Source organism: Enterococcus sp. AZ080 (genome assembly GCF_051714945.1).
Lineage (GTDB): Bacteria > Bacillota > Bacilli > Lactobacillales > Enterococcaceae > Enterococcus_B > Enterococcus_B pernyi.
Genome location: NZ_JBIOSV010000001.1, coordinates 409,537 through 422,912 on the forward strand (window position 1 = coordinate 409,537; position 13,376 = coordinate 422,912).

Annotated in this window: 10 protein-coding genes and 1 other annotated feature; of the genes, 7 read left to right on the forward strand and 3 right to left on the reverse strand. The window is 39.9% G+C overall.

The features are described from left to right. The first annotated feature begins 266 nt into the window (after positions 1-266). Complete coding sequence (gene nagE / locus IGK01_RS01945; RefSeq protein ID WP_096081354.1) at positions 267-2,261, forward strand: N-acetylglucosamine-specific PTS transporter subunit IIBC; 1,995 nt, start codon at positions 267-269, stop codon at positions 2,259-2,261. A 76-nt stretch (positions 2,262-2,337) separates the two neighbouring features. Here the strand turns inward: nagE and IGK01_RS01950 are convergent, their stop codons facing one another. Beyond that, positions 2,338-2,658: a heavy metal-binding domain-containing protein gene (locus IGK01_RS01950; RefSeq protein ID WP_010736398.1), complete on the reverse strand. Its 321-nt coding sequence runs from the start codon at positions 2,656-2,658 to the stop codon at positions 2,338-2,340. 193 nt (positions 2,659-2,851) lie between these two features. Between IGK01_RS01950 and dhaM the strand changes: the two genes are divergently transcribed. The 3 genes from dhaM to dhaL are packed head-to-tail and all read left to right on the forward strand — an operon-like array spanning position 2,852 to position 4,855. After that, on the forward strand, positions 2,852-3,250 hold the full coding sequence (dhaM, locus tag IGK01_RS01955) for a dihydroxyacetone kinase phosphoryl donor subunit DhaM (protein ID WP_438770528.1): 399 nt from the start codon (positions 2,852-2,854) through the stop codon (positions 3,248-3,250). A 1-nt stretch (position 3,251) separates the two neighbouring features. Continuing rightward, positions 3,252-4,235, forward strand: a complete 984-nt coding sequence (dhaK, locus tag IGK01_RS01960) for a dihydroxyacetone kinase subunit DhaK (RefSeq protein WP_349520919.1) — start codon at positions 3,252-3,254, stop codon at positions 4,233-4,235. 14 nt (positions 4,236-4,249) lie between these two features. After that, positions 4,250-4,855, forward strand: a complete 606-nt coding sequence (gene dhaL, locus IGK01_RS01965; RefSeq protein ID WP_010736395.1) for a dihydroxyacetone kinase subunit DhaL — start codon at positions 4,250-4,252, stop codon at positions 4,853-4,855. Between the two features lie 144 nt (positions 4,856-4,999). Here the strand turns inward: dhaL and IGK01_RS01970 are convergent, their stop codons facing one another. Beyond that, complete coding sequence (locus IGK01_RS01970) at positions 5,000-6,154, reverse strand: hypothetical protein (RefSeq protein ID WP_438770530.1); 1,155 nt, start codon at positions 6,152-6,154, stop codon at positions 5,000-5,002. A gap of 294 nt (positions 6,155-6,448) precedes the next feature. Next, positions 6,449-6,652, forward strand: a binding site (T-box leader). A 96-nt stretch (positions 6,653-6,748) separates the two neighbouring features. On the opposite strand from IGK01_RS01970, the gene tyrS reads away from it, so the two are divergent. The 3 genes from tyrS (at position 6,749) to tyrP (ending at position 11,833) form a co-directional block, all read left to right on the forward strand. Beyond that, positions 6,749-8,005 carry a tyrosine--tRNA ligase gene (tyrS, locus tag IGK01_RS01975; protein ID WP_438840466.1) on the forward strand — a complete coding sequence of 419 codons (1,257 nt, stop codon included), beginning with the start codon at positions 6,749-6,751 and terminating at the stop codon, positions 8,003-8,005. A gap of 290 nt (positions 8,006-8,295) precedes the next feature. Further along, positions 8,296-10,170: a tyrosine decarboxylase gene (gene tdc / locus IGK01_RS01980; RefSeq protein WP_010736392.1), complete on the forward strand. Its 1,875-nt coding sequence runs from the start codon at positions 8,296-8,298 to the stop codon at positions 10,168-10,170. Between the two features lie 244 nt (positions 10,171-10,414). Then, a complete protein-coding gene (tyrP, locus tag IGK01_RS01985) occupies positions 10,415-11,833 on the forward strand; it encodes a tyrosine-tyramine antiporter (RefSeq protein ID WP_062805731.1) in 1,419 nt (472 codons plus the stop codon). Positions 11,834-12,349: 516 nt separating this feature from the next. On the opposite strand, the gene IGK01_RS01990 is transcribed toward tyrP, so the two are convergent. After that, positions 12,350-13,366, reverse strand: a complete 1,017-nt coding sequence (locus IGK01_RS01990) for a LacI family DNA-binding transcriptional regulator (protein ID WP_023519060.1) — start codon at positions 13,364-13,366, stop codon at positions 12,350-12,352. Positions 13,367-13,376: the final 10 nt, after the last annotated feature.

Here is a 13,376-nt window from a genome sequence, read left to right on the forward strand (position 1 = left end):
GATATCTCAAACTCTTTTTTTGTTGTTTGAAAATAACGGATTGATTATTGGTATATATTTATTTTAAAAAATAAATGGTCGGATAATAGATTTTTCCGTTCGTTTTCGTTGCTTTTACTGGTTTTTTAAATGTATTCAATCAATGCTTCCTATTTTTTTGGATAAATGGTATACTCGTTTTATTGTTTTTAGATATTTTCTAGAAAATTTACAAAAATAACGATAAACGCTCTTTCACGAGCGGAGAGAAAATAGGAGTGGAAAGAATGAAAGCATATATGCAACGAATGGGTCGCTCATTGATGTTGCCAGTAGCAGTCTTACCAGCGGCTTCTTTACTGGTTGGTCTTGCGAATTGGTTCGTAGGAGTAGGCATCAGTAATGCGGGAACGACCTTCTTAATGAATGCGGGGCTAGCGATTCTTAACCATCTTGCCTTATTGTTTGCGGTGGGTTTGGCATTGGGAATGTCAAAAGACAAAGATGGATCAGCTGCTTTGGCAGGATTGGTCGCTTACTTGATCCCTCAAACCGTTTTATCTGCGGATTCAGTACAAGGATTATTGCATCTGGGAGATCTCACTGAAGTCAATCCGGCTTTCAATACAATGGATAACAATGTATTTGTTGGAATCGTGGCAGGATTAGTCGCTGCTGCGATGTATAATCGGTTTAGCCAAGTGAAATTACCTATGGCCTTATCATTTTTTAGTGGGAAACGCTTAGTTCCGATCATGTCTGCCTTGAGCATGTTGGTTATTTCTGCGATATTATTATTTATTTGGCCAACTGTTTATGATGTACTGGTTTCCTTTGGGAAGGGGATTTCTCAATTAGGGTTTGTCGGTGCAGGACTATACGGTTTCTTCAATCGTTTATTGATTCCAACAGGCTTACATCATGCACTGAATTCTGTTTTTTGGTTCGATGTGGCAGGTATCAATGATATTGGAAACTTTTTAGCTGGACAACAAGCGTTAGATAGTGGAAAAGCAATAATTGGACAAACCGGTATGTATCAAGCTGGGTTTTTCCCAGTCATGATGTTCGGTTTACCTGCTGGGGCCTTTGCTATTTATCAAAGTGCACGTCCAGAAAAGAAAAAACAAGTCGCTTCTTTGATGCTAGCAGCCGGTTTTGCTGCGTTCTTTACAGGTGTGACTGAACCATTAGAATTTTCATTTATGTTTGTGGCGTGGCCGTTGTATGTTATCCATGCCATTTTTACAGGAATTTCATTAGCAATCAGTGCCTTTTTCCATTGGACAGCTGGTTTTGCTTTTAGCGCTGGTTTTGTGGATTACTTTTTGTCGTTGCAGAATCCAGTCGCCAATCAACCATTGATGTTGCTCGTTCAAGGAGTATTTTTTGCAGCTATCTATTATTTTGGCTTCCGCTTTGCCATCAACAAGTTCAATTTGATGACACCAGGAAGAGAAACAGAAATTGGCGAAGAGACACCTGATATTGCTACGGGAACTAATGAATTTAGCCAACTAGCTGCGGTGATCTATGATGCACTAGGTGGAAAAGAAAATGTAAAAGCAATCGATAATTGTACGACACGCTTGCGTCTACAGGTAAAAGACACAGCAAAAGTAAATCAAGAAGCGATTAAACAAACTGGTGTCCCAGGGGTAAAAGTAATTGATCAAACAAATATTCAAGTCATTGTAGGCACACAGGTCCAATTTGTAGCAGACGAAATGACGAAACTCCAACAAGGTAGTAAGGTAGCGCAAGAGACCGCTCAATCAATTTCTCACCAAGATGTGCCGGTTTCTGCTTCAAAGACAAGTAAGGAAACATTTGAACTCTATGCACCGGCGCTCGGTAAAATCATTCCGATCACTGAAGTCGGCGATCCTGTTTTTGCAGAAAAAATGATGGGTGATGGCTATGCAGTCCTGCCGGAAGCAAAAGAAATATTTGCACCAATCAGTGGAACGATCACTAGTATATTTCCAACGAAACATGCACTGGGGATCGAAACAGATAATGGGCTTGAAGTGTTGGTGCATATGGGAATCAACACGGTTGATTTACAAGGAGAACCCTTCACTCTTTATGTCAAACAAGCACAACGAGTAGAACGAGGTCAATTATTGGCAGTTGTTGACTTAGCGATGCTAGAAAAAGCAGGCAAACAAACAGATATGATCGTTGTATTTACAAATAGTGAGAAAGTTGAAAGTCTAACCATTGAAAAAAGACCGCTGGTTGAGGCGAATGAGGTGATTGGACAAGTCCAGTCATTGTGAAGCGTGTGTGAGTAAAAAACGAGTGGAGGCCCTAGAAATTTGGCGGGTCTTCACTCGTTTATTTGTTTTGATTTTATTAAACCAATCGAACAGCCGTCCCGCTACAAGTGACCATCAACATCCCATTATCTGAACCTAAGACTTCATAATCCATCTTCATCCCGATGATCGCATTTGCGCCAAGTGCTTCTGCGCGTTGCGCCATTTCAGCTAATGCTTCTTCTCTTGCTGTCAATAATTCCCCTTCATAACTTTTTGAGCGTCCGCCAAAAACGTTACGAATCCCTGCACCTAAATCTTTTAAGACGTTGATTCCCGTAATGACTTCACCAAAAACAATTCCCTCATAAGACTCAATGACTTGATGTTCTACGCTATTTGTTGTTGTAATGATCATTTTGATCACTCCTTTCTTTAAGGAAAGTATAGCAAATATCTCTTTTTAGTCCTATCTTTATCTTCACATAAATAAAAAAACTATCGTTCATTATATCGCATTATTTCCATTACCCATAGGAGTTGATATATACTTAATACAGTATAAAGAAAACCCTTACAAAAAGGGTGCTAAACTGAAGGAGGGGAATTCGTTGAAGAAAAGTATCTTATTGCTTTCTCATAGTAAGAAGGTCACAGACGGCATCAAAGAGATGATTGAACAAATGCAACAAACCGATGACGTAGAAGTATTATCACTTGGCGGAATCGAAGAGGGAGAACTCGGTTCTGATCCGATGAAGATCGTTGATGCCGTCAATCAATCAGCCGATTCAGCTGCTTATTTTGTCTTTGCTGATCTTGGTAGCGCAGTGATGAATTCAGAATTGGCAAAAGATTTATTGGAGGAAGCCCAACAAAAAAACTACTACTTGGTGGATGCCCCCTTAGTAGAAGGAGCCTTTGCAGCTACTATTACAGCAGGGACAACCGACAATATCGAACAAATCATAGAAGAAGCACGACAAGCAGGGAAGAAAGGGTGGATGTAAATTGAAAAAAATCATGAACGAACCTGGGGATATCGTAGAAGAAATGCTAGAAGGGATCGTAAAGAGTTATCCAGAGCTAGTACATCGTGTAGAAGATTCTCGTGTAATTGCGAAAAATCAGTTGAACGAACAAGTCGGGTTAGTTTCTGGAGGTGGTAGTGGACATGAACCAGCTCACGCAGGTTTTGTTGGAGATGGTATGTTAAGTGCAGCAGTTTTGGGGGATGTTTTTACCTCACCGACACCTGATCAAATCCAACTAGCGATCAAAGAAGCGGACCAAGGACAAGGTGTGTTATTGATCATCAAAAACTATACTGGAGATCTATTGAATTTTGAAATGGCAAAAGAGTTAGCTGCTATGGATGAAATTGACGTCGAAGAAGTAGTGGTCGATGATGACATCGCGGTAGAAAACAGCACGTATACGGCAGGGAAGCGTGGCGTAGCGGGGACTATTCTTGTCCATAAGATTTTAGGAGATGCTGCCAAAAATGGCGCGAGCTTGACTCAACTGAAGGAATTAGGAGAGCGAGTGGTTGCTGCGACCAAAACAATTGGTGTCGCATTACGGGCTGCGACTGTCCCAGAAGTAGGGAAGCCTGGCTTTGACCTAAATGAAGACGAAATCGAATACGGTGTAGGGATTCATGGCGAACCAGGTTATCGTCGAGAAAAACTGCAACCCTCTAAATTGTTAGCGAAAGAGTTAGTCACGAAAATTTTGAGTGAATATACTGAAAAACCAAAAGAAGTCGGTGTCTTAGTGAATGGGATGGGTGGTACACCATTGATGGAACAATTTGTATTCATGAATGATGTGTTGACGTTGTTGAATGAAGAACAGGTGGATGTTACTTTCCATAAAGTCGGTGATTTGATGACTTCATTGGATATGCAGGGACTATCATTAACAATGGTTGACTTAACAGAAACCACTTGGAAAGAAGCTTTAACAAGTCACGTAGAAACGATTGCATGGTAAAGGATGATGAAAAAATGAAGTTGACGGTAAAAGAGATCCAAGCTTGGCTTAACCGCTTTGCTGAAGAGATCAAAGAGAAAAAAGCGTACCTAAGTGATTTAGATACCCCCATTGGCGATGGGGATCATGGGAATAATATGGGAAGAGGTGTGACAGCCTATGAAGCAGCTTTTCAACAGGAGGCACCTGACACTATCAGTGATACCTTCAAGATGTTTTCTATGGCAATGATTTCCAAAGTAGGAGGCGCCTCGGGTCCTCTTTACGGTTCTGCGTTTATGAATTTGATGAAAGCAACAAAAGGAGTAGAGCAGATCGATTCACAAGAACAATTAGGTGAGTTCATCCGTGAAGGAGCGAACGGCATCCAAGCAAGAGGAAAAGCGGAACAAGAAGATAAAACCATGTTAGATGTTTGGTTCCCTGTAGCTGAAGCACTAACCGCAGGGAATCTTACGAAAGAAGTAATTGAGCAGGCAAAAGAACACACAGCAGGATTAGTCGCGAAAAAAGGACGTGCTTCTTATTTAGGTGAACGTTCAATCGGACATATTGATCCTGGTGCGGCATCTAGTGCCATCTTGTTTACTACGTTATTAGAAATAATCGACGAAATATAAAAAAAGTTGGATAGAAGGATCTAACCTCGATAAATCAGGCGCCATCCACAGTGGTTTTAACCTTATGTGGATGACGCCTTTTTTAAAACCATTATTTTTTGGTCCGTCCTTTATCCTGTTTAAGGTGAGACAAGTGGTTGTTTGTTAGATATTCCCAATGCCACCGCCCAATTCTGGACGATTGATTTCATCAACCACTGAGACTGTTACCGTTTTTTCGACTCTTGGATCTTCTGTTACGCCAAATGTCACGGCAAATTCGCCAGTTTTGTTTGCTTCAATCGAGGAATGCTTCACGTAAACATTTGCCTTTTGCCCAAGGAGAGTCACGGCATTTGCGCCGGTTGCTTGGATCAGTGAGAGGTCATCCGTTTGACCTAACTGGACAGTTGCATCGAATGCTTGCAAAAAGAATCTGGAAGGAACGTAGTTATCCGAAGTGACGGTAAGATTGACAGTTTTAGTAAATAAACTTGAGTCTCCTTTGAGACCGAATGTAACAGTGTAATTTCCTGGCTCAAACTTGATTGTGGAGTGTTTGATTTCTACAGGCAAGGAATGTCCTAAAATATCAGTTGACTTGGCATCAGTCATGATGATCAACGTTTGTTCGTCCAATTGGTCGATCGAGACAGTAGCATCCGATGCGTCGACAAAGTAAAGATTTTCTTGCTCGTTCCCTGCGTCATTAGTAACTGTGACTTGGACTGTCTTACGGATCTTTGGTTCTTCTTTGATCCCTAAAACGATTTGATACGTACCAGGGGTATCATTCACTACATTTGATTTCTTGATCACAACATCTACTGGAGAGCCGCCAGAAGTCAGCGCTTGCGCATTTGTTGCTTGAAGGGTAGCTGCTTCATCTACTTGCCCCACCGGAACCGTTGCATCCTCAGCAGTTAATTGATAAATACCATAAGTCGGACAGTCTTCAAGTTTATCGACGACAGTGACTGTGATCTCTTTTTCTACTGAAGACATGATGGTCGTGCCGATCGTTGCTTGATAGATGCCTGGAGTGTCTTGTACATTGGCTGACTTGATGATCGGAGGGACTTCTACGCCAATTGAATTTGTGATGCGGGCATGAGAGGCTGTTAAAATATTCTCGTTAGACGTTTCGCCAACTTCCAATACAACATTTGACCCACTAATGGCAAAGGCGCCAATGAAGTCAGTTTCGCCAGCTGTTGGATGTATTTCCTCAGCGCCGACAGGTTGAGAGACATTCAAGCATGAGACTGCACATAAAATCGCACTAGCAGATAAAGCAATTTTCAAAATCATCGATTTCATTTTTTATTCCTTCTTTCTAAAATAATTTTTAATACCTATAACAATATAACAGCTGTTTGAGTTATTAACGTAACGACAATTATGTAATTAAAGAAAAAATGGTGCGTGCAATAAGAAGAACATTTTTCAACAGATTGAGCAATGGAATCAATAAAGGCTTCTTCAATTCAATCGATTTCCGCTTAGTTCAAGATTAAAAAACGATGTTATTTTTTGTCGTTCGAATGATCAAGAAAAATTTTTTTGTTGACAAAAAAAACAGTGCGTTCTAAGATAGGAGATAGATGAATAAGGAATTAGACGATGAATAAAACGAAGTAGTGGATAAAGCCAATGTTTCAGAAAGCTAGTGGTTGCTGTGAACTAGTACATGCTTTAGCGCGAATTACATTTTAGGAGTCTATGGCATGAAGCCACGCGACAGCGTTAAATGTTAGAGAGATATGTTTGGAAAACAAACATATAATTTGGGTGGTACCGCGAATTTTCGTCCCTTGACTTGATTGTCAAGGGATTTTTTTGTTGTCTGCCCGGTAATAAATGACATGCTGGCAGGGACCTGCTTTCATAAAAAAAGATATGGAGGGAAATGTTATGAATATTATTGATGAATTAACTTGGCGTGATGCCATTAACCAACAAACCAACGAAGAAAGACTTCGCGAGCTTGTTGAAGAAAAGAGTATCTCGCTTTACTGTGGTGTCGATCCAACAGGAGATTCGATGCATATTGGGCATTTGATCCCGTTCATGATGATGAAAAGATTCCAATTAGCAGGGCATCATCCATACATCCTGATTGGTGGAGGAACTGGAACGATCGGTGATCCAAGTGGACGGACAAGCGAACGTGTTTTACAAACGATGGAACAAGTCCAACATAATGTGGATGCATTATCGAACCAAATGCGCAAACTTTTTGGGAAAGATGCCAATATTACATTTGTGAACAACTATGACTGGTTATCAAATATTTCTTTATTAGAATTTTTAAGAGACTACGGAAAAAACTTCAACATCAATACGATGTTAGCGAAAGATATCGTGGCAAGTCGTTTGGAAGTCGGAATTTCATTTACCGAATTTACTTACCAAATCTTGCAATCGATCGACTTCTTGCACTTACACAGAACATACGATGTGCAATTACAGATCGGTGGAGCTGACCAATGGGGAAACATCACTGCTGGTTTAGATCTGATCCGTAAATTGGAAGGACCAGAAGCGGAAGCCTTTGGGTTGACGATCCCATTAATGCTAAAAGCAGATGGAACAAAGTTCGGAAAAACTGCCGGTGGTGCAATCTGGCTAGACCCTGAAAAAACATCCCCTTACGAATTCTACCAATTCTGGTTGAATCAAGATGATCGGGATGTTGTGAAATACTTGAAATTCTTTACTTTCTTATCACAAGAAGAAATCAATGAATTAGCGAAAAAAGTGGAGACAGAACCTGAAAAACGTGAAGCACAACGCCGTTTGGCAGAAGAAGTGACACGTTTTGTCCACAGCGAAGAAGACTTACAAGAAGCGCAAAAAATCACAGCTGCATTGTTCTCTGGAAATATCAAAGAACTAAATGCGTCAGAAATCGAACAAGGCTTTGGAAACATGCCGAATGTAGAGATTTCAAGTATCCCTGAAAATATCGTGGAACTACTTGTTTCCACAAAAATCGAGTCATCAAAACGTCAAGCGCGTGAAGATGTGTCGAACGGAGCTATAAGTATTAACGGTGATCGCGTAACCGATTTAAATTTTGTCATTGATCCAGCTACAGAATTTGATGGTAAATTCGTAGTGATCAGAAAAGGGAAAAAACGCTACTTTTTGGCCAAAGTAGTTGATTAGAATTTAGTAATTTTTTACCTTGTAAAAGGTCTATTCCATTACAAAATTCCAATTTTTGAAACTTATCCTAATAGTTACGCCGGTTGTCGTTAATACAATCATGAGGAGAGAATTTACATTTGTAAATTCCCTCCTTTTTTTAATTTTTATCAATTGTACCAACAATTCAAACAATTAAAAACATTAAAATGAAATGAGAAAAATAGGAAAAGTGATATTTACAGAAATAAAAAACAGGTGTAATCTAAGCCTCGACAAAATTTAAAAAATTATTTTAGGAGGGTTTCTAAATGGAATCAAAGGTAAATGATTTAAATTTGAATGCACTATTCATTGGAGACAAAGCAGAGAATGGCCAAATCTATAAAGCTTTGTTAAATGAATTAGTGGACGAGCACTTAGGATGGCGTCAAAATTATATGCCACAAGATATGCCGATCATTACGCCGGAAGAAAAAAGCAGTGAAAGCTTCGCGCACACGATCAATAAAACAAAAGACGTGTTAGCTGAAATCTCTACGCGGATGCGTACACACTCTGTCCCATGGCATAATGCAGGTCGTTATTGGGGTCATATGAACTCTGAAACATTGATGCCATCATTATTAGCCTATAATTTTGCGATGCTATGGAATGGAAATAACGTCGCATATGAATCTTCTCCAGCAACAAGTCAAATGGAAGAAGAAGTCGGAATGGAATTTGCTACATTGATGGGGTACAAAAATGGCTGGGGCCATATCGTTGCAGATGGCTCATTAGCAAATTTAGAAGGTCTTTGGTATGCGCGCAACATCAAATCATTGCCACTTGCAATGAAAGAAGTGGCACCTGAATTGGTTTCAGGTCAAACAGATTGGGAATTGATGAATCTTTCAACTCGGGAAATCATTGATCTGTTAGATCAAGTGCCAGAAAAAATCGATGAGATCAAAGCACATTCTGCACGCAGTGGAAAACATCTTCAACAATTAGGTAAATGGTTAGTCCCACAAACAAAACACTATTCATGGTTGAAAGCAGCAGACATCATTGGTGTCGGACTAGATCAAGTGATTCCAGTGCCTGTGGATCACAACTACCGCATGGACATCAAGGAACTTGAAACAATCATTCGTGAATTGGCTGCTGAACAAACACCGGTTTTAGGTGTCGTTGGTGTCGTTGGTTCTACTGAAGAAGGGGCAATCGATGAAATCGATAAAATCGTTGAATTACGTCGCAAGCTAGAAAAAGAAGGCATTTATTTCTACCTACACGTAGATGCAGCTTATGGTGGTTACGGACGTGCGATCTTCCTTGATGAGAACAATGAATTCATCCCATTTGATCAATTAAAAGAAGTACACGCAAAACATCATGTCTTCACAGAAAATAAAGATTACCTTTTAGAAGAAGTACACCGTGCATATCAAGCAATTGAAGAAGCAGAATCAGTGACGATTGATCCACATAAAATGGGCTATGTTCCTTACTCTGCTGGAGGTATCGTGATCCAAGACATTCGTATGCGTGATGTGATCTCTTACTTTGCAACCTATGTATTTGAAAAAGGAGCAGATATCCCAGCATTGCTTGGTGCCTATATTTTGGAAGGATCAAAAGCCGGAGCAACTGCCGCAAGTGTTTGGGCAGCGCATCACGTACTACCGCTTAATGTGACTGGTTATGGTAAATTGATGGGAGCATCGATTGAAGGCGCACATCGTTTCTTCCACTTCTTGAACAATTTAACCTTCAAAGTGGGCGATAAAGAAATCGAAGTTCATCCATTGACTTATCCAGATTTCAATATGGTTGATTATGTATTCAAAGAAAAAGGGAATGACGATCTGGTAGCGATGAATCAGTTGAACCATGATGTGTATGACTATTCTTCTTATGTCAAAGGAAGCATCTATGGCAATGAATTCTTGACATCTCATACAGACTTTGCAATTCCAGATTATGGCAATAGCCCACTTCAATTTGTAAAACAATTAGGATTTACAGAGGAAGAATGGGAACGTGCTGGAAAAGTCACAGTCTTACGTGCCAGTGTCATGACGCCGTATATGAATAAAGCAGAACATTTTGAAGAATATGCAGAAAAAATCAAAGCAGCGCTTCAAAGTAAATTAGAAAAAATCTATGCAGATCAGTTAGTGGCAAACGAAACAAAATAAACGTAAATATTATGATGAGTGAAGAGAAAGCAAGTAGAATGAGCGCTCATTTCTCGTTCGAAACGAATAAAGAATGAGCCTCCTTTCTCTTATCAAATCTTTCATGTTGGAGTGCCTTTGAAGCTTGATGATCCAAGCAAAAAATACTCAAAGCACAAGTTGACCATACGTTTGCTTTTATTTGCTGTTAATGAAAAGTTTCAAAGACACGCCTATTTATTTCTTAATAAGGAGAGTGTCAAAATTGAGTAAAGCTCAAGTAAGTAAAATGGGGCTAGGGACATTCATTGGTTTGACCATGGCGCTATGTGCCACTGTTCGTAGTATCCCAACATTGTCAGCTGTTGGTTGGACATTGATTTTTTACACGATTTTTGCCGTCTTGTTTTTTGCTGGACCCATTTCAATGATTTCTGGTGAATTATCAACGATGCTGCCGCAAGAAGGAGGCCCGCAACTTTGGGTCAAAACAGCTCTAGGTAGTAAATGGGGATTTGTCGTTGCATGGTTGCTTTGGGTGCAAATGTTCCCAGGAATGGTCATGGTCGCTTCTACCTTAGGTCCATTGTTAGGGAATACGTTTGGGAACGCCGCTCTTGGCAACAATCACTACTTCGTTTTAGGGTGTATCTTGGTCATTTACTGGATCATCACCTTGCTCAACTTGAAGTTTGACATGGCGAAAGTTGGTGGGAATATTGGTGTTTGGTTGGGTGTTTATATTCCTGTGGTGATCATGTTTGTTTTGGGGATATTAGCGTTTTTCAAAGTGGGACTTGTTTCAAACGGCTATTTGGGGGATTTTTCATGGTCGAAAGCATTGCCTGATCTACAACACAGTGATTCATTGAAATATTTGGCAGGGATCACATTTATTTTTGTGGGAATCGAAATGAGCTCAGTGTATATGCCTCGTTTGAAAGATGCAACGAAGAACTATACTAAAGGGGTCTTTATTGCATTGATCGGACTAGTTTTATTGAATGTCATCAACGCCTTGTTTGTTGCAAATGTCGTACCAGAAGGAAGAATGGAATTGGCAAACATCACACAACCAGTATTGATCTATTGTGATATTTTAGGATTGCCAACGATCATCGGTAATATCTTCAGCTTTATGGTCTTTATTGGTGTGTTATTACAATTGTCTGCTTGGGTAACTGGACCTTCTAAAACGATCATCCAAGTAGCACGTGAAGGATTCTTGCCACCAAAATTTGGCTTCCATAAAGAAAATGAATATGGTGTTTCAAGAAATGTGGTATTGACGCAATCAGTAGTTATTTCCCTCTTTGCGTTACTTTATGGCGTCATGGATGATGTAAGTGCGGTCTTTCTTACATTGACGAATGCAACAACAGTGATTTATTGCATCGTATATCTCTTGATCGCCATATCTTTAGTGAAAATGAGAAATAGCCATCCAGAATTGCCTCGTCCTTATCGAATCGGTAAAAAAGGAAATGGCTTTGCGTGGCTGGTTAGCTGTATGCTGATGTTGGCAATTATCGCCGTTGTTGTTTCAACGTTAGGAACTTCAACATTAGCGGATGCATTGCTTGTTGCGGTCATCGCAATCGTGATGTTCGTTATTCCGCTGATCATCAATCGCGTGAAGAAAGCAACTTGGTTGACTGAAGTTGAAGCAGACTTAAAAGAATAGTGGGGGGACTCCCTCTTAGAGAATATAAAACAACGAGGTTGTGACAGAAGTGTTCAGCTCCGAGAAATAAGCGTGAAACCCCGAAAATTGTTCTTCAAATTTTTGGGGTTTCACGCTTATTTCTGAAGGAGTTACTTCTGGAACACCGTTTATTCGGTTCTAGGGGATGCAAGATAACTCATATCCTGGGCTCGTTGTTTTTCTTAAAAAATCAAGAGCAAAAAATAGAGCCGTCTCAACTTTTGGCGAAGTAGACGTGCTCTAATGCTCTATCGATGCTATCTGCTTTGAACGGACTACATGGGGCATGTTAATGCATGCCTCTTTAACCACATTTTAAGAGATTTTTAGAAAGAATAGAAGAGATTTCTTTTTTTGCTTATTTCTAGTTAAATACAAATGTGGACTTATCGTTAGTGGATCAGTTGATTACTAGTAAAATAAATAGCAAAGTATCTTTTGTCCGAAGACAAGATGCTTTGCTATTTTTGTTTGATTTGCCTAGGAATGGATGCCCTATTCTTCTTTCAATGGAACGACCGTTTCGCGTTTGATCAAACGATGGGGGATCACTAAACGTACACCATTGCTAACTTCTTCATGGATCAGTTCTTGTAATTTTTGCATCGCGACTCGACCTAACTCAGAGATATCGATGTCGATACTTGTTAAGTAAGGATGCATCAATGTAGAAAAAATCGAGTTATTGAAGCTGATCATCGAAAGGGTTTCCGGGATGATATAGCCATACATTTGGGCGAGTTGCATCGTGCGTAAAGCAAAAATATCATCGATAACAACTAGCGCTGTCGCTTCAGCTTTTTTTAAGATCGTGTCAAAATCCAAGTAATCTTCAGCCTGTTCCAAGGTCACACTTGGATGGGCGTTCAGTCCTGCTAACATCATCGCTTTTTGATAACCGAAATAGCGTTCAAAGTATAAACTTTCATGTGTTGTATTGGTCACGAAAAGAATATTTTTATGGCCATTATCGATCAAAAATTCGGTGGCTTGCTTTCCTAACAGTTGATTGTCGTTATCAATGTAGATGATTTCGTTCTCATGATGGTATGGTTGTCCGATCAGTGTGAACGGAATCTGTTGTTCATAAAGATAATCGATGACTGGATCGTCACTATCGGAGTAGACTAGGATAAAACCATCAACTTGTTTTTGTAAATGCATCCGCTGAACGTTCTCTAATAAGACGTCGAAACTTTTTGCGGTAGCAATAGCTGTTGTCACACCGTGATGTCGTGCTTCTTCGTTGATTGCTTCCATGATTTCTAAATAAAACGGGTTGCCAAGACGCTCTTTGGAATCGAGTGGTGGAAGAATGACACCTACAGCGCTTGATACACGTTTACCAAGATTTCTCGCTGTGATATTGGGGACATATCCTAGTTCATCCATGATTTTTCGTACTTTCTTTTTCGTTGTTTCGGAAATACTTGGATGGTCGTTGATCACGCGAGAAACAGTAGATGTCGCTACGCCTGCTTTTTTTGCAACATCTTTCACTGTAATTGCCATAAGTTAAATC

Bases quoted from the DNA above. Each gene is read 5' to 3' on its own strand.
- nagE (WP_096081354.1), top strand. From the start codon at position 267: ATGAAAGCATATATGCAACGAATGGGTCGCTCATTGATGTTGCCAGTA.
- IGK01_RS01990 (WP_023519060.1), bottom strand. From the start codon at position 13,366: ATGGCAATTACAGTGAAAGATGTTGCAAAAAAAGCAGGCGTAGCGACA.
- tyrS (WP_438840466.1), top strand. From the start codon at position 6,749: ATGAATATTATTGATGAATTAACTTGGCGTGATGCCATTAACCAACAA.
- IGK01_RS01970 (WP_438770530.1), bottom strand. From the start codon at position 6,154: ATGAAATCGATGATTTTGAAAATTGCTTTATCTGCTAGTGCGATTTTA.
- IGK01_RS01950 (WP_010736398.1), bottom strand. From the start codon at position 2,658: ATGATCATTACAACAACAAATAGCGTAGAACATCAAGTCATTGAGTCT.
- tdc (WP_010736392.1), top strand. From the start codon at position 8,296: ATGGAATCAAAGGTAAATGATTTAAATTTGAATGCACTATTCATTGGA.
- dhaL (WP_010736395.1), top strand. From the start codon at position 4,250: ATGAAGTTGACGGTAAAAGAGATCCAAGCTTGGCTTAACCGCTTTGCT.